This is a genomic window from Mycobacterium asiaticum (genome assembly GCF_001673635.1).
GTDB classification, from domain to species: domain Bacteria; phylum Actinomycetota; class Actinomycetes; order Mycobacteriales; family Mycobacteriaceae; genus Mycobacterium; species Mycobacterium asiaticum_C.
Genome location: NZ_LZMH01000037.1, coordinates 141,022 through 158,181, shown reverse-complemented (window position 1 = coordinate 158,181; position 17,160 = coordinate 141,022). Strand labels below are relative to the sequence as shown.

The following is a 17,160-nucleotide window of genomic DNA, read 5'->3' as shown; positions in this document are numbered from 1 at the left end:
GTTGGTTCCCGATGAATCCACCGGCGCCCTATTACGTCACCACCGCGATCGCCTATCCCAACGGCGCACCGCACATGGGTCACGCGTACGAATACATCGCCACCGATGCGATCGCGCGATTCAAGCGGCTCGACGGGTTCGATGTGCGGTTCCTGACGGGAACCGACGAGCACGGGCTCAAGGTCGCGCAGGCCGCGTCGGCCGCGGGAATCCCGACCGCGCAACTGGCGCGCAGCAACTCCGATGTGTTCCAACGCATGCAGGAGAAGCTCAACATCTCCTTCGATCGGTTCATCCGCACCACCGACACCGATCACCACGCGGCGTCGCAGGAGATCTGGCGTCGCATGGAGGCCGCGGGCGACATCTATCTCGACAACTACGCCGGGTGGTACTCCGTCCGGGACGAGCGGTTCTTCGTCGAGTCGGAGACCCAAGTGCTCGAGGATGGTTCCCGGATCGCGGTCGAGACCGGCACTCCGGTGACCTGGACCGAGGAGCAGACCTACTTCTTCCGGCTGTCGGAGTACGCCGACAAACTGCTCGCGCACTATCGGGACAACCCCGAGTTCATCGCACCGGAGACCCGCCGCAACGAGGTCATCAGCTTCGTCTCGGGTGGGCTGGACAACCTTTCCATCTCGCGTACGTCGTTCGACTGGGGCGTGCAGGTGCCCGGGCATCCCAACCACATCATGTACGTCTGGGTCGACGCTCTGACGAATTATCTGACCGGTGCGGGTTTTCCCGACACCGGCTCAAACCTGTACACCAGGTACTGGCCGGCCGACCTGCACATGATCGGCAAGGACATCATCCGTTTCCACGCCGTGTATTGGCCGGCATTTCTGATGTCTGCCGGAATCGATTTGCCCCGAAGGGTTTTCGCGCATGGGTTCCTGTACAGCCGTGGTGAAAAGATGAGCAAGTCGGTGGGCAACATCGTCGACCCGGTGGCCCTGGTCGACACGTTCGGCGCGGACCAGGTGCGCTACTTCCTGCTGCGGGAGATCCCGTTCGGGCAGGACGGCTCCTATAGCGACGAGTCGATCATTACCCGGGTCAACACCGACCTGGCCAACGAGCTCGGGAATCTGGCCCAACGGTCGTTGTCGATGGTGGCCAAGAATTTGGGTGGAGTGGTGCCCGAACCCGGGGAGTTCATCGAAGCCGATAGCGAGTTGTTGGCGACCGCCGATGGCCTGCTGGAGCGGGTGCGCACGCACTTCGATGTCCAGGCGATGCATCTGGCGCTCGAGGCGATCTGGCTGATGCTCGGCGACGCCAACAAGTATTTCTCGGCGCAGCAGCCCTGGGTGTTGCGCAAGAGCGAGTCGCAGGACGACCAGGACAGGTTCCGGACCACCCTCTACGTGACGTGCGAGGTGGTCCGCATCGCGGCGTTGCTGGTGCAACCGGTGATGCCGGAATCCGCCGGCAAGTTGCTGGATCTGCTCGGGCAGGGAGCGGATCAGCGGACGTTCGCCGCGACGGCGGTGCGACTGGCGCCCGGGACGGCGCTGCCGGCTCCGGTGGGCGTGTTCCCGCGGTACCAGGCCCCCGAAGCGGAGTGAGCGGAACGCACTGACGGGAACGAGGCGAGCATCCAGCCCCGAAGCCGAGTGAGCGGAACGCAGTGACGGGAACGAGGCAAGCATCCAACCCCGAAGCCGAGTGAGCGGAACGCAGTGACGGGAACGAGGCGAGCATCCAACCCCGAAGCCGAGTGAGCGGAACGCAGTGACGGGCGAATCACCGGAACGCGTTGCGACCAAGCGTGTTCGCGTAATTTCGGCGATAGGCCATAATCGGGCTGTGGAACGAAGACGGAATCGGCAACCAGCCCAGTCGCCGATGACCACCTTGAAGCAACTGCCTGCGCTGGTGGTCCTCGAGCGAATACCGGTTCCGGTCCTCGCGATCGCCGATGACGGCAGCATCCTGTTCACCAATTCGGCGTTCGCCCAAATGGTCGGCTGCGACCCCGAAGAGGTCCTTGCGCTGCGGTTTCACGAAATCTTCCACCAGGCACCGGAAGAAGAATCCTCGCTGCTGTCCTTCGTGCACGCCCTGGCAAACATGGTCGTCGAGTTGGCCCACAAGGACGGATCGGTGGTCCGAGCTTTGATGAGCAGGTCTGCCGTGATGCGCGCAGACGACAAATTTGCCCTGGCCGCATTCCAGGATCTGACCGAACAACTCTGGGAAGAAGAGCGCTGAGGCCGGTTTCAGGCCGCTACGGCACGGTGATCATTCTCACCGGCATCGGACGTTTAATTTGATGCCCTGACGGGTACAAGGTCGCATCCGGGGCTGCGAAGAGACTCAGCGACTCGCCTGATCGGCATTTACCCGCCTTCGCTTCCTAGAAATTCCTACGAACCATAAGTATTGGCATAGGCCAATTTTGATACCTGTTGTATGGTTTTACGGGTGATCAGGACTCGCAACGACTTGGAGTCGTACCTCGCTGCGGACTTGCATGCTCAGGGCTTAGACCGATGGCGGCATCGCTACCGGATCATGCATCGCGCGCCCTACTTCCAGCGCATGCTGCGCAAGACGGAGTACTGGACCAACACCGCGCGAACGCCGGCCGGTCGTTTGGTGGCCGCGTACCTGCGACTGCGGCTCAAATTCCTGGGCGAGCGACTCGGATTTGGCATACCGCTCAACGCATTCGGGCCCGGCCTGTCCGTCGCCCACGTCGGCTGGGTCCACGTCCATCACCGCGCCCGGATCGGCGCGAACTGCCGGATACACCAAGGTGTGACCATCGGCGAGGGGCGCCCCGGCGAGTACCCCACCATCGGTGACGACGTCTTCATATTCCCCGGCGCCATGGTGCTCGGCGTCGATGTGGGTAGCCGCGTGGGTATCTATGCGGGAGCCGTCGTCACCAAACCGGTGCCCGACGACGTCGACGTCGGCGGCGTTCCGGCCCGGATCGTCAAGGACCGCCGTCGCCGAGCCGTCAGCGCGTAGTAGCTAGCTTTCCGCGACAGATGCGGCAGCACCGGGCCCGGCAGCGGCAGCCGCCGGCGCGGCGGATCGGCTGTGGCGGAGAACCTCGCGGGCCAGAAACTGCCGGAAGTAGGGCAGCGACGTCTCGGCCGCGATGCCGGGTAGCAGCAACATCCACAGCTGACTGAGCCGCTCGTTGAGCTCCTCGATGATGCCTTCGCCGCTGCGGATGCGCGACATCGAGATCGACAGCAATCGCGACCCGAACATCGCCCCCACGATCGACTCGCTGAGGCGTTCCGGGTCGATGTCCTCGCGCAGATCGCCCTCTGCGATTGCGCGGCCGGCCTGGACGGTCATCTCCGAGATCCACGCGGCGCAGCAACGGGAGGCCGCGTCGTTGAATCCGGCCAGTGCGGCGATCAACTGCTCGGCCGCGCGGGCGGTCTTGTCCGACGTCAGCACCTGCGCGATGGCGAAGGTCCCGTGAATCATGTTCTCGAGGGCGGGCGACGCTGAACCGCACACGCTGCGGAAGCTGCCGACGAGCACCTCGGCGCCCTCGTCGATGATGTCGGAAGCGAGCGCCTCTTTGGAATCGAAGTGGTGGTAGAGCGCACCTTTGGTCATGCCGGTCCGCTCGATGATCGTGCCCCAGCCGGCGGCCGCGTATCCCACCTCGCCGAAGACATCAATCGCAGCGTCGAGAATCTTCCGTCGAGTTACCTCGGACCGCACCTGGCGCGCCATGGCTCTCCCGCACCTCCACAATGATGTCGATCCGGTTAAGCCCGGAGCGCCGTGAGTCGTTCTTCCTGGTCAGCCGGTCAAGGTTAGCAGCCACTCCTACCGGGTTTTCGATCGTGCGTGCCAAACGCACCTGAGCCGATTCAGCCGGCGGTCGCCGTGGCCGCCAGCGAATTGACCGCCAAGGTTGTGCGCCGCCTGATGAACTGCTTGAAGTAGTCGAGTCGATCGGGTTGCAGGATGCCCGCCAGCACCAGCATGCAGTTCTTCTCGAGATCCAGCAGGTACCGCTGCGGGTCATCGAGGTCACTGGTCTGCCGCAGCCCCATGTACATCGAGACGATGAGCCGCGCGATATCACGCGGGTCCCATCCTTCGATGACGTCGCCCTCCGCGATCGCGCGCTTGACCACATCGGCCAGCATGTCCGTCCAGCCGCCCAACAGCTGGGCCTGCAACCCTTCGGTTCGGCCGACCGATTCGATGAGGTGCGACGCCGCTCGAGCCACGTCTTGACTGATCTCCCGCACCGCAGCCAGATAACAGAAGTCGATCAGGGTCTCCAGCCCCGAGAGCTGACGCGCCAGGAGATCCTCGACGGCGGCTCGTCCTTCGTCCTTGTGTTGTTCGATGATCGCGACCGCCAGCGCGTGCTTGGAGCGGAAGTGGAAGTACATCGCGCCTTTGGTCAACGTGGCTTCGGCGAGAATGTCGTCCAGCCCGACGTCGTGATAAGCGCGGCGCGCAAATTGATGCGCTGCGGCCCGCAGGATCTGTTGCCGGGTGGTGTCTGCTCGTCCGTCCGTCGTTTCAGTCGACATATGACCCGCGGGGATCGTCGGACCGCGCCCCGAGGCAACGACCGTTTCTTCGAGCGATCACCTTCACCATCGCGATGCCTTCCTCACAGGTGGCCGGTTCGTCAGTGGTAAAGCAGTCACCGTTGTGTCCGACGCCACTTTTTGTGCGCCATCTGTGAGGTTATCAAGCCAGAACCCAACCTGGGGCTCTCCACGCCAATGTGACCGCAACCACGTACTCAAAAATACTGTAGGTTGCTCGCACCCCTTGGCATCGTTCTAAAAGTATGTATAGTTGGCTTTAAGGGGAGTTGCGGTTTGGGCGCGGATCGCGTGGGGGCTACGGGCACTTTCTAAGGGTCTGAAGCACCCACCACCTCCGGCTCAAATGGGGACCGTGGCACCCGACAGGCAGTCGTTCGGGTAGGGGGAGGCTCCATGTCGTTTGTCATCACTCAGCCAGAAGCATTAGCTACATCAGCCAACACTTTGCAGGGCATCGGGATTTCGGTCGGCGCCGGCAGCGCCGCAGCAGCGGTTCCGACGACCGTTGTTGCGCCGGCTGCCGCGGACGAGGTCTCCGCGCTCACCGCCTTGCAGTTCGCCGCTCATGGCCAGCTCTATCAGGCCGTCAGCGCTCAGGCCGCGGCGATCCACGAGATGTTCGTCGAGGTCATGCGCGTCAGCGCGGGGTCCTATGCCGCCACCGAGGCCGCCAACGCGGCTACGGCTGGATGACGGGCGGAGCCTGCGATGGATTTCGGCGCATTACCACCAGAGATCAACTCTGCGCGGATGTACAGCGGCGCGGGCGCCGGCCCGCTGATCGATGCCTCCTTCGCGTGGGACGGGCTGGCTACCGAACTGCGAGCGGCGGCGTCGGCATATGACGCCGTGATCGCCGGCCTGACCAGCGGGCCATGGCTGGGACCAGCGGCGATTTCCGCGGTGTCGGCGGCCACGCCATATGCGGTCTGGATGAGCGCCACGGCCGCCCAGGCGGAGGAGGCCGCAGCCCAGGCCAGGGCCGCCGTCGCTGCCTATGAAGCGGCATACGCGATGACGGTGCCGCCCGGGGTGGTCGCGGCCAACAGGGTGTTGCTGGCGACGATGGTGGCAACGAACTTCTTCGGCCAGAACTCGCCCGCGATCGCCGCGATCGAGGCCCACTACAGCGAGATGTGGGCCCAGGATGCCGCGGCGATGTACGGCTATGCCGCGGGTTCCGCGTCGGCCTCGGCGCTGACGCCGTTCCAGGCGCCACCCCAGGTCACCAACCCCGCGGGCACTGCCGCGCAGGCCGCGGCGGTGTCGCAAGCCACGGGCGAGGCCGCGGCGACGCAGTCGAAGCTGGCTTCGCTGGTCAACTCGCTGCCCACGGCGCTGCGGGGCATGTCGACACCGGCCTCGCTGACCGGCGCACCGACGGCGGCCGCGACCGCGATTCCGTTTGGTTCGTCCACCGGGGACGTGGCCAACTACATGAACATCGCTACTATGCCGCTATTTGCACTGAGCAGCCTGTTGAGCATCGCTCAGACCATGCAAGGCATGGCGGCAACCGCAGCCCAGCAGGCTGCCGAGGCCGCCGTCGGCGCCGCCGAGGCGGCCGCCGGTGCAGCCGCCAGCGGCGCTGAGGCGGCCGGCGCAGGTGTGCTCGGCGCGATGGGTCAAGCGGCCAGTTTGGGTTCGTTGTCGGTCCCGGCGACCTGGACCAGCGTGATCCCCACGGCCCACCTCACCGGCATCAGTTCCGCGCTGCCAGGCGCAGGTGGCAATGGCGTGGCTGGTTTGCCGCCTGGCTTGGTGGGCGGAATGCCGCGCGGCGTGGCGAGCCAGGGCCCCGGCCCGGGCCCTCGCTACGGCATGGTTCCCACGGTGATGGCCCAGCCGCCGTCGGCCGGATACGGCACCGTCTGAGCTGGGCCGATGGCGCCCTTCAGGTACGCAAGGTCCAGCGCAAGGCGCGTGGGCAGCAGTTGGCGTGCATTGGATCAACGCGTCCACCAGCCGCGGCACGTCACCGTGGACCCGGAAATGCCGGCGCGACCGGCTTACCGTCACGTTGCATACTTACAGTCATCATTTTAACTTGCTTCCATACGTCTAGTACGTATAATGGGTGATGGGCAAAGAGCGAGTTTCTGGCTCGGCCGGCGGCTCGGGAAACCGCCGATCGACCGTTCGCCCGGGGGAAGCGACAAATTGTGTTCGGCCTAAAGGGGGGCTTGCAATGAAGGTCGTACTTTTTTGCGGCGGATACGGCATGCGGATGCGCAGCGCCGACGGCGACCTGGTACCCAAACCACTGCAGATGGTCGGCCCACGACCGCTGCTGTGGCATGTGATGCGCTACTACGCGCACTACGGGCACAAGGAGTTCATCCTCTGCCTCGGCTACGGGCAGGCGCTGGTCAAGGAATTCTTCGTCAACTATCGCGAAACCGAGTCCAACGACTTCGTCATGAGGGGTGGCGAAGTCGAGTTGCTGGACTCCGACATGTCCGACTGGACCGTCACCTTCGTCGACACCGGCCTCGAATCGCCGATCGGCGAGCGACTGCGCCGAGTGCGCAAGTACCTCGGCGACGACGAATACTTCCTGGCCAACTACGCCGACGTGCTGACCGACGCGCCGCTGGACACCATGATCGAGCGGTTTCACGCCAGCGGCGCCGCCGCGTCGATGCTCGTGGTGCCGCCACAGTCCTCGTTCCACTGCGTCGACGTCGGGTCAGACGGCGACATCAAGGAGATCGCCCCGATCGCCAAGTTCCCCATCTGGGTCAACGGCGGTTACTTCGTGCTGCGCCAGGACGTGATCGACCTGATCCCGGAAAACGGCGACCTGGTCGGCGACGCCTGCATGGCGCTGGCCGGTACCGGACGGCTGCTGGGCTATGAGCACCACGGCTTCTGGAAGCCGGCCGACACCTTCAAGGAGCGCGCCGAACTCGACGCCGACTACAACCGGGGCATCCGCCCGTGGGCAACCTGGGAAGCAGCACAGCAAACCGCGCAGCCGGCATGAACCCGCTGACCTTCGGCGACGACATCAAGTCGGTCGCCGTCATTGGTGCTCACTGTGACGACATCCTGATCGGCGCCGGCGCGACGCTGGCGCAGATCGCGGGCGAACGCCCCGACGTCGTCATCCACGCGCTGGTGATGACCGGCGCCGGGACCGAACGCGAGATCGAGGAGAAGGGCGCCTTCGCGGCGTACTTCCCCCAGGCGGACGTGCGGTTGACCGTGGCCGATCTACCGGACGGGCGCCTGCCCGAGCATTGGGGCGCGGTCAAGCGACAACTCGCCGAATTTCGCCGCGGTTGTGAACCCGACCTGGTGATCGGCCCGCAGCGCCACGACTACCACCAGGACCATCGCCTGCTCGGCAAGCTCATCCCGACCGAGTTCCGCGCGCATCTGGTGCTGGGGTACGAAATCCTCAAGTGGGAGTCCGATTTGCCCAATCCCACACTGTACGTACCGATCCCGGATGAGGCGGCGCACCGCAAGGCAAGGATCCTCGGACAGTGCTACCCCTCTCAGACCGGACGGGACTGGTTCGACGAGGAGACGTTCCTGGGCCTGATGCGGGTCCGGGGCGTGCAGAGCAGGTCACGGTATGCCGAGGCCTTTGTGGTGGAAAAGCTGGTGTGGCGGAAAAGCCGGTAATGAGTCAGATCGCCTGCGACTCAAGCCCGTAGCGCAATGTCCAATCGCAGTCGAATGCGAATTTCTAGAGGGGATAACAGGGGGATCCGCATGAAATACACACCCACGCAAGTCGCGGGCGTAACGATCATCGACATCGAACCGCACCGGGACCACCGCGGGTTTTTCAGCCGGGTTTTCTGCGCCGCCGAATTCGCCCAGCACGGGCTGATTCCCGAAGTCGCACAGACCAGCATCTGCTTCAACCAAACCCGCGGCACGGTGCGCGGCCTGCACCGCCAGGTGCCACCGCACGCGGAGGCCAAGCTGGTGCGCTGCATCCGCGGCGCCATTGCCGACGTCGCCGTGGACGTTCGGCCGGAATCACCGACATATGGCAAGCACGTGATGGTGGAGCTCAGTGCCGACAACCGCCGCGCCCTGTTCTTGCCGCCTTACGTGGCGCACGGCTTCCAGACACTGACGGACGACACCGAGATCCTCTATCAGATCAGCGGGCCCTATCAGCCGGACAGTGAAGAGAACTTCCGCTGGAATGAGCCGATATTCGGCATCGAGTGGCCGCTGCCGGTCACGGTCATCTCCGAAAAGGACGCCAGCTGGCCACTTTTGACGGGCGAGGCATCATGATCAGCAGCGGCGAAGAACGTCTCGGGTGAGTCGACATGGCCCACGACACGCTGCCCGCAGCCGCCGTCCGCATGGTCGTCAGCGGCAGCATCGTTGAGCGTTGTGACACCGGCGAGGTGTTGGCGCTGATCGATTCCCACCTCAGTTCCGGTTCGGAACGCGGTCTGGCGGTGGGATCGGTCAACCTCGATCACCTGCACCACTTCCGAACTGCGGGTGCCGCTCCCAGCGGCATGCTGGAATGGCTACTGCTGGCCGACGGGATGCCGATCGCATGGCGGGGTCAGCTGCTGACCTCCAAGCCGTGGCCTCGGGTCACCGGAGCCGACCTGCTTCCCGCGGTACTGACACTGGCCGAGGCGAACAACCAGCGGGTCGGATTCTTCGGCGGCAGTAGCCGAACTCATCAGCTGCTGTCCCGCCACCTCGGGGAACGGTATCCCGCACTGACAGTCTCGGGAATGTGGGCGCCTGCGCCGGATGATGTCGAATTTCGTTCTGAATCCCTGTGTTCGGCGATCCGCGCGGCGCGCACCGATATCCTTGTGGTGAGCCTGGGCAAGCCGCGCCAAGAGTTGTGGGTCGACCGGTACGGGCACGCGACGGGTGCACGGGTCTTCCTGCCGTCGGGTGGCGCCATCGACTTTCTGGCCGGCATGACCCGCCGGGCGCCAAGCTGGATGCAGCGCAGCGGACTGGAGTGGTTTTACCGGCTCACCCGCGAACCGCACCGGCTCGCCCGGCGCTATCTGTTGCAGGGCCCCCTGGCGCTGCTACGCGCCGCACGCGCACAGCTGATCTGTTACCCCGGTGCCTACTACACCGGTGCGGGCATCCGGAGTCATGTCGAAACCTCAGGCACCGCAAGCGAAGCGGTGTCAGCATGAGCGAGGGAGCGGCCAGCATGACAGCCACACTGCACGCCCACACCGGCCTGTCACCCGCCGTCCGCAGTCCGGGCAGCGGCACCATTCAACGCTGGCAGCAGCAGTATTCCGCACGGCTACGGATTACCGACTCGATAATCGTCTGTGCGGCAATCATGCTCGCGCAATTGGTCCGGTTCGGCGACACGCCCAATATGTCCGGCTATCCGGGCCCGGTGATGACGCTGTTCTCCTGCCTGTTCGCGGTGCTGTGGCTGTCGTCGATATCGGTGTTCCACACTCGATCGCCCCGCATCATCGGCGCCGGCATCGACGAGTACCGACGCATCGCGAGCGCATCGTTCTCCGTATTCGGCATCATCGCGATGGTCACCCTGCTCGCCAAGATCGAACTGGCCCGCGGCTACCTCGCAGTCGCGCTTCCGGTGGGCACCCTGGGCCTGCTGGCCAGTCGCAACCTGTGGCGAAAGTACGTGTGGCACAGGCGTGCACAGGGCGCCTACCAGACGATGGTCCTGGCTATCGGGGATCGATCCGGAGTCGCTCACCTGGCCTACGAGCTGATCCGCAGCCCGAAAGACGGATATGTCGTCGTCGGCGTGTGCATCCCCGGCTACGGGCCCCGGCGCGGTGAGACCCTCACCGTTCAGGACCGCGAGATCCCGATCCTCGGTGACGAGACCAGCGCGGTGGCGGCCCTCGAGGAGTGCGGCGCCGACACCGTCGCCGTGACGCGTACCGAACATTTCGGCGTGCACGGCATCCGCGAGCTGATGTGGCAACTCGAGACCCTCGACGTCGACCTGGTGGTGTCGCCGGGCGTCATGGACGTCGCCGGCGCCCGGTTGACCATGCGGCCCATCGCGGGGTTTCCGCTGCTGCACGTCGACAAGCCGCAATACGAGGGTACGCAACGCATTCAGAAGCGGGCGTTCGACTTCTGCTTCGCGCTGTTCGCCCTCGTCGTGACGGCGCCGCTACTCTTCGCCGCCGCCGCCGCGATCAGGATGACCAGCAAGGGACCGATCTTCTATCGCGCCGAGCGGATCGGTTTGGACGGTCAACCTTTCACCATGCTGAAGTTCCGCACCATGGTCGAGGACGCCGACCAGCAAATCGAAAGCCTGCTGCCGCTTAACCAGGGCGCCGGCATGCTGTTCAAGATTCACCGGGATCCTCGAGTCACACCGGTCGGCCGGATCCTGCGCCGCTACAGCATCGACGAGCTGCCGCAGTTCATCAACGTACTCAAGCGGGACATGAGTGTGGTGGGCCCGCGACCGCCGCTGCGGCGGGAAGTGGAGAACTACGACGGTGAGGTGAAGCGGCGGTTGCTGGTCAAGCCGGGGGTCACCGGCCTGTGGCAGGTGAGCGGCCGATCCGACCTGTCCTGGGAGGACTCGGTCCGGCTTGACCTGTCATACGTCGACAACTGGTCTATGGCAGGCGATCTCGTGATCATTGCCCGCACCCTCAAAGCGGTGTTGGCCAGCGATGGGGCGTACTAGATGAACGGCGGCGCCGTGACCGAGGCTGCTGGGGATGCTGGGGTGGCCGGGATCTCCGAGGCCCCGCAACCCTCGGCGGGGCATCCGCCCGAGGCCGACGTGCCACAGGCGCGGATCGCGCACGCGTTCTCGATCCAGTTGATCTGCCGTGCACTGGGGATGCTGGCCTCGGTGGTATCGGTGGCGATGACCGCCCGCTACCTGGGGCCGGGCCGCTACGGCCAGCTCATGGTGGCAGTGGCCTTCATCGGCATGTGGACCAGCATGACCGACCTCGGCATCAGCACCGTGATCGTGCGGCGTGTCACCTCAGGGCGCGGCGAGCTGGAGCGGCTGGTCCGGGTCAATAGTGGCTTGTCCCTGATGTATTGCGTACCGTTGGCGGTCATCGCGGCCGCCACCGGGTGGCTCATCTATCGCGACGCCGACGTTCGCGTGATGTTGGTGGTGTTGTCCGGGCAGCTGCTGATGCTGACGATGCGGACCCGGTTCGAGCCGGTCTTCTTGTCCACGGTCCGCTTCGCCGCGGTGGCCATCTCCGACGTCGCGGGCCGGCTGGGAACCCTGGCCATGGTCAGTTGGCTGGTGGCAACGCGCGAAGACGTAATCTGGTTCGCGGTCGCGCAACTCATCCCACCCGTCGTGCAGTTGCTGATCCAGGGTGCGGCCGCGGCACGCCACATCAAGCTGCGTCCCGTCTTTTCAGCGGGCGAATCCTTGAACTTGCTGCGGGAAAGCCTGCCGCTCATGGGCGTAGCGGTGCTGGGAATCCTTTACTGGCGCGCCGACGGCGTGATCCTGTCGCTGCTGAGCGCCCACGCCGAGGTGGGCGTCTACGGGCTCGCCTACACCATCGCATTCAATACCGAAGCGTTGTCGGTGTTCTTCCAGAAATCGACGCTGTCCACGGCCACCGGGCTCTACTCCCGCGATATCGATGCCTACGTCGGATTCTTGCGCCGCAGTGTGGAATTGATGTTCTTCGTTGCCCTCCCGGTCGCCGTGGTGGGCTCGATGCTGGCCGCACCGCTTATCCATCTGTTCGGCGACCGCGACTTCGTGAGTCGCGGCGCACCGACACTGGCGCTGCTGCTCGTCGCCGCGTCCCTGCGGTTCGTCACCGGAACCCTGGGCCAAGGCTTGTTCGCCAGCCACGAACAGCGATTCTTCTTCCGATTGTTCGTGGCCACGCTGGTCGTCAATGTGGTACTGAACCTGGCTCTGGACAACCGGTTCGGTGCCGTCGGCGCCGGCATCGCCCTGGTGTGCACCGAGCTGTTCGGCATGACGCTGGCCAGCTGGCGACTGCGCAGCCGCTGCGGCTACCACACCCCGGTGAAGTTCCTGCTGCGCTTGCTGGCGCCGACCGCAGCCAGCGCCGGGGTGGTGTTGCTGTTGACGGGTGCCCACGTGGTGCTCGTGCTGGCCGCCGCCGCGACCACGTATCTGGCCGTCAACATGGTGATCGGCCCGGTCAAATGGTCGATGTTGACTTCGCTGTTCGGAAGACAGGTGATGCCATGACAACCGGGTTGGATCGCGCGTATCTGAAACCCCCAACGGCCGAGCCGGTTCCGCCGGGCCTCGAGCGTCCGCTCTCGGCGCTGATCGTGACCTACAAAAGCCATGACCTGGTGGAGCAGTGCCTGACCAGTCTCGCCGAACACGCGCCCGAACTGCCGGTCTACGTCTACGAGAACAGCGGCGATACGTACCCCGGACGGCAGGAGCTGGCCGCGCGTCACCCGGATGTGCACTGGGTGCTGGGACCGGTGAACCTGGGTTTCGGCGGAGCTTTCAACGCGCTGGTGGCCCACACCCCCGCCGATACCGACCTGCTGCTGCTCAACGCCGATACGCGGCTGAAGGGACCGCTGACGCGGACCCGGCAACTGTTGCACCGGCCCGGCGTGGCGGCCGTGTCACCGCTGATCCAGGACATCGGGGCGCCCGGGCCGCAGCGGTGGGATATCGCCACTCGTCGCCGCACCCTGACCCGCGCACTGGTTGCCGCCGCCGGCTACTCCGACCGCCTGCGGGGAACACCGATCTCACACCTGTATCGCCGGCAGCCAGCCGAATCCGAAAGCATCGACGGGTACGTGGCCGGGATCTGTCTGGCCATCAAACGCGAGGCGTGGAACCAGATCGGCGGTTTCGACGAGGAGTTCTTCCTCTACGGTGAGGAAACCGATTGGCAGGAGCGGGCAACCGCGGCGGGCTGGCGCATTCTGCTCGCCGACGAACTCGACGTCGACCACGGCAACCCCGCCCCCGCTCAGAGCGCCGGCGATCCGGTCTCGGCGCACGGCGCAGAGGTCTCCACCGTCGAACGGTTCCGTAACCGGGATCTGTTGCGCGCCAACATCGCCCTGCTGCTGGAACGGCGCGACAGCGTGCATCACGCCGATGCCTACCTGGCCGGCACCGCCCTGCTGGACCGCGTGCAGCGATCCAAACGTGCGGTGCGCAACCGCGCCATCGCAGCGCGTCGCACCGACAAGCCACCGATCGTGATCACCACCAATCGTCTGGTCTACGGGGGCGCGGAACGGCAGAAGGCGTTGTTGGCAGCCGAACTGGATCGCCGCGGTTATCCCGTCACCATCGTGTGCATGCAGCGGTTCGGACCGCTGATCAAGGAGATTCCGCACAGCGTGCGGGTGGTGCGCCAGCCGTGGTGGGCGCCCATGGTGGATCTACCGGACGGGCCGGCCGTGCTGATCAGCGGCGACACCAACACCGAAACCGGGTTCGCGACGCTGTGGCGAGCGGCATCCCGGGACCGCCGCTGGTTGGTCGCCCCGCATGTGCCGCCCGCCGAGGACGGGCCCATCTATTCGCGGCCGCTGACCGCAGCCATGCACCGTGCGGACGGCGTCATCGTCCTGGCGCAACGACATTGGGAGATGCTGACTCCGCATCACCGGCTGAGCGGGCAACCCTTCGTGGCGCCCAATGGCGTCGCCTGCACTTCTGAACCGCCGCACCGCGTGCGGGTGGCCGAAGCGCCACCGCACCTGGTGATGCTGTCCCGCATCGTCGAGCACAAGAACCCCGACCTGCTGATCGAGGCGCTGGCCGGTCTGACCGACCTGCCTTGGCGACTCTCGATTTTCGGCGACGGACCGGACCGCGCGAAGCTCGAAGCCCGCACCCCGCAGTCGCTGCGCGATCGAGTCCGGTGGCACGGGTGGTCGCCCGGCCCCGGTCCGGCGCTGGCCGACGCCGATCTGCTCTGCGTGCCAAGCCGTTCGGAGGCTTTCCCGCTGGTGATCCTGGAAGCCATGGCGCGCGGCGTGCCTGTTGCCGCATCGGGCATCTGCGCCGTCCCGGAGATGCTGGATTTCGGCGACGCCGGGTTCGTCGTCCAACCGGTCTCCGTGGCGGCCTGGCGAAGTCGGCTGGCAGAGATCCTGTCCGACCCCGACGGGCTGCCCCAGGTCGGACGCCGCGGGTTCGAGCGGATGCAAAAGCACTACACGGTCACAGCCATGACCGATGCCTATCTCGACGCGATCGGCGCGGTGATGTGAAACCACCGCCCAGTCACGCCAAACCGACCCTTCGACTACGAATCGAGAACCAGATGATCTGCCGCTTATGCGACTCCGACCGTATGCTCAGCGTCTTGGACCTGGGCGCCACACCACCCTGCGAGAAAATCCTCGCCGCCGCGGAACTCGACTTGCCCGAGCCCACTTACCCGCTTCACCTGCGGCTGTGCGAGGACTGCCTGCTGCTGCAGATACCCGCGCTGATCACACCCGAGGAGACCTTCACCGAATACGCCTACTACTCCTCGTATTCCGACAGTTGGGTTCGGCATGCGGAGACCTTCGTGGAGCAGGCCGTCAAGCGCCTGGGGCTGGGAGCCGACTCGTTCGTGGTGGAGGTCGCCAGCAACGACGGCTACCTGCTGCAGCACGCGGTGACCAGGGGCATCCCCTGCCTGGGCATCGAGCCTTCACTGAATGTCGGTGCGGCAGCAGCCAATCGGGGGGTGCCGACCGTGTCGGAGTTCCTCGACCAGGAGGTGGCGCAGCGGGTGCGCGCCGAGCACGGCCCGGCGAACCTGGTGGTGGCCAACAACGTATACGCGCACATACCCGACCTACGGGGCTTCACCCAGTCGCTGCGTGGCCTGCTCGCCGACGACGGCTGGCTGAGCATCGAAGTGCACCATGCCCTGAACCTGGTCAGCCTCGGACAATTCGACACGATCTACCACGAGCACTTCCAGTACTACACCGTGTACTCGGCGATCAACGCCCTCTCCAGCGCGGGCCTGGCCGTCGTCGATGTGGAGTTGTTGTCCACCCACGGCGGATCGATTCGGGTCTGGGCCCGCCCGATCGAGGTGGCCGGCGCCCCGTCGGCGCGAGTGACCAACATCCTTCGCATCGAAGCGGCGGCGGGGTTACATCGTCCGGAGGGCTACCTGAAGCTGCGCCAACGCACCGAGCAAGCGCGCCATGATCTGCTGCGCTTCCTGCTCAAATGCAAGGCGGAAGGGAAACGCGTCGTGGGTTACGGCGCCCCCGGCAAGGGCAACACCTTACTCAACTACTGCGGGATCCGCAGTGACCTCCTTGAGTACACGGTGGACCGAAACCCCTATAAGCACGGGCATTTCACACCCGGCACGCGGATACCGATTCACGACCCGGAAGTCATCGCCCGCGACCGGCCGGATGTGGTGCTGGTGCTGCCGTGGAACCTGGAATCCGAGCTGACCGAGCAACTCAGCTACGTCAGCGAGTGGGGCGGTCAGATCGTTTATCCCCTGCCGACCCTGCATATGGCGCGCAGAACCAAGTCGACGGCGGCGGTCCACTGATGGCCGCCCGCGGCTGCCGGGGCTGCGGCGGCACCGAATTGAACCGCGTGCTCGATCTGGGGAAAGCGCCGGCGGCCGACCACTTTCCGTTGGTGAGCGATCCGATCAGCCCCGAGGAAGCGGCGCATCCGCTGGCGATGGATCTGTGCATTGGTTGTGGCCTGGCACAACTCGCCGACGACGACACGGTGACCGAGGAGCCGCGCGGCATCGAACCACAAGCGTTGCGGGATCAGGCCGCCGACGCCGTGCGGCAAGTCGCCGAAGCTGGTTGGCTGCGCGGGAACACGGTTCGCGAGTTCGGTAGCCCGCACGGCGGGACGTGGCTACCCCTGCTTGCTGAACGCGGGTTTTCCGAAGCCATCGGAGCTGGAGAAGTCGCCGACGTGGTGCTCGACTGTTTCGGCATCACCCACGATCCGCATCAGCGGTCGGGTTTTGAGCAGCGCGCGAAGGTCACCGCGCCCGACGGCGTGTTGCTGATTCAATTCCCGTCCCTGATGACGATGGTGAGCGAAGGACAGTGGACTGCCTTGCGCCACGGCCACTTCGCCTACTACTCGATGACGGCACTGGTCAACCTGCTCGCCGCGGTCGGGATGAGCGTGGTCAGCGCCTGGGAGTTCGATCTGTACGCCGGGACCTTTCTGGTCGCCGCCGTACATGGCCACGCGGCACCGGACGAGCGCGTGCGGGAGATCTTGTCCCGGGAAAGCCATTTCGGGGTGACTGATCCGCTCGTGCTGCAGCGGCTGCAGCGCGCCGTCGACAGCCACGCCGCGCAACTGCGCGATTGGCTTGTGCTGCAAGCGGATACCCATCGCACGGTCTACGGTTACGGTGCTGGCTCGCGGGTGCCAGCTTTGCTGAACATCGCAAAAGTGGACCGGCAGCTGTTGGCAGGGATCGCCGACGCCTCGCCGGGCAAGCAGGGCCGCAGGATCCCGGGCACCGACGTCCCGATCATCTCCCCCGAACAGCTGACTGCCGCCGACCCGGACCGCGTGCTGCTGACCCTGCCGGACCTGTTCGGCGAGGTACGCCGCGCCTACCCCCAATTCGAGGGCCGCTGGTGGGTTGATTACGGCCCCGGCGGAAACGGGTGA

The 17,160-nt window shown here is 65.4% G+C and carries 16 protein-coding genes; 14 read left to right on the top strand and 2 right to left on the bottom strand.

Annotated features, from left to right (window positions below; genetic code table 11):
* Positions 1-11: 11 nt before the first annotated feature.
* The 3 genes from metG to A5645_RS10855 all read left to right on the top strand — a co-directional run bounded on the left by metG (position 12) and on the right by A5645_RS10855 (position 2,985).
* The gene (metG, locus tag A5645_RS10865) at positions 12-1,574 is read left to right on the top strand and encodes a methionine--tRNA ligase (protein WP_065129495.1); all 1,563 of its coding nucleotides are present in this window, start codon (positions 12-14) and stop codon (positions 1,572-1,574) included.
* Positions 1,575-1,854: 280 nt separating this feature from the next.
* Complete coding sequence (locus A5645_RS10860; RefSeq protein WP_051545788.1) at positions 1,855-2,220, top strand: PAS domain S-box protein; 366 nt, start codon at positions 1,855-1,857, stop codon at positions 2,218-2,220.
* Positions 2,221-2,433: 213 nt separating this feature from the next.
* Positions 2,434-2,985 carry a DapH/DapD/GlmU-related protein gene (locus tag A5645_RS10855; RefSeq protein ID WP_065034800.1) on the top strand — a complete coding sequence of 184 codons (552 nt, stop codon included), beginning with the start codon at positions 2,434-2,436 and terminating at the stop codon, positions 2,983-2,985.
* A gap of 3 nt (positions 2,986-2,988) precedes the next feature.
* Here the strand turns inward: A5645_RS10855 and A5645_RS10850 are convergent, their stop codons facing one another.
* Together A5645_RS10850 and A5645_RS10845 are read right to left on the bottom strand one after the other, a co-directional pair.
* Positions 2,989-3,714, bottom strand: a complete 726-nt coding sequence (locus tag A5645_RS10850; RefSeq protein ID WP_065034799.1) for a TetR family transcriptional regulator — start codon at positions 3,712-3,714, stop codon at positions 2,989-2,991.
* A gap of 140 nt (positions 3,715-3,854) precedes the next feature.
* Complete coding sequence (locus A5645_RS10845) at positions 3,855-4,532, bottom strand: TetR family transcriptional regulator (RefSeq protein ID WP_065034798.1); 678 nt, start codon at positions 4,530-4,532, stop codon at positions 3,855-3,857.
* A gap of 417 nt (positions 4,533-4,949) precedes the next feature.
* On the opposite strand from A5645_RS10845, the gene A5645_RS10840 reads away from it, so the two are divergent.
* The 11 genes from A5645_RS10840 to A5645_RS10790 all read left to right on the top strand — a co-directional run bounded on the left by A5645_RS10840 (position 4,950) and on the right by A5645_RS10790 (position 17,160).
* A complete protein-coding gene (locus A5645_RS10840) occupies positions 4,950-5,249 on the top strand; it encodes a PE family protein (RefSeq protein ID WP_065129494.1) in 300 nt (99 codons plus the stop codon).
* A 15-nt stretch (positions 5,250-5,264) separates the two neighbouring features.
* Positions 5,265-6,431, top strand: a complete 1,167-nt coding sequence (locus A5645_RS10835) for a PPE family protein (RefSeq protein ID WP_065034796.1) — start codon at positions 5,265-5,267, stop codon at positions 6,429-6,431.
* A 313-nt stretch (positions 6,432-6,744) separates the two neighbouring features.
* Positions 6,745-7,542 carry a glycosyltransferase family protein gene (locus tag A5645_RS10830; RefSeq protein WP_065129493.1) on the top strand — a complete coding sequence of 266 codons (798 nt, stop codon included), beginning with the start codon at positions 6,745-6,747 and terminating at the stop codon, positions 7,540-7,542.
* Positions 7,539-8,189: a PIG-L deacetylase family protein gene (locus A5645_RS10825; protein ID WP_065034840.1), complete on the top strand. Its 651-nt coding sequence runs from the start codon at positions 7,539-7,541 to the stop codon at positions 8,187-8,189. Before A5645_RS10830 ends, A5645_RS10825 begins: the two co-directional genes overlap by 4 nt.
* 90 nt (positions 8,190-8,279) lie before the next feature.
* On the top strand, positions 8,280-8,819 hold the full coding sequence (gene rfbC / locus A5645_RS10820; RefSeq protein WP_065129492.1) for a dTDP-4-dehydrorhamnose 3,5-epimerase: 540 nt from the start codon (positions 8,280-8,282) through the stop codon (positions 8,817-8,819).
* 35 nt (positions 8,820-8,854) lie between these two features.
* Complete coding sequence (locus A5645_RS10815) at positions 8,855-9,706, top strand: WecB/TagA/CpsF family glycosyltransferase (RefSeq protein WP_253866932.1); 852 nt, start codon at positions 8,855-8,857, stop codon at positions 9,704-9,706.
* A 17-nt stretch (positions 9,707-9,723) separates the two neighbouring features.
* A complete protein-coding gene (locus A5645_RS10810; protein ID WP_065034839.1) occupies positions 9,724-11,214 on the top strand; it encodes a sugar transferase in 1,491 nt (496 codons plus the stop codon).
* Between the two features lie 51 nt (positions 11,215-11,265).
* Positions 11,266-12,738, top strand: a complete 1,473-nt coding sequence (locus A5645_RS10805) for a flippase (protein ID WP_065034838.1) — start codon at positions 11,266-11,268, stop codon at positions 12,736-12,738.
* A complete protein-coding gene (locus A5645_RS10800; RefSeq protein WP_065129491.1) occupies positions 12,735-14,750 on the top strand; it encodes a glycosyltransferase in 2,016 nt (671 codons plus the stop codon). Before A5645_RS10805 ends, A5645_RS10800 begins: the two co-directional genes overlap by 4 nt.
* A gap of 53 nt (positions 14,751-14,803) precedes the next feature.
* Positions 14,804-16,054, top strand: coding sequence for a class I SAM-dependent methyltransferase (locus tag A5645_RS10795; protein WP_065129490.1), 1,251 nt, complete (start codon positions 14,804-14,806; stop codon positions 16,052-16,054).
* Entirely contained in the window at positions 16,054-17,160 is a 1,107-nt protein-coding gene (locus tag A5645_RS10790) for a class I SAM-dependent methyltransferase (protein WP_065129489.1), read from the top strand. Before A5645_RS10795 ends, A5645_RS10790 begins: the two co-directional genes overlap by 1 nt.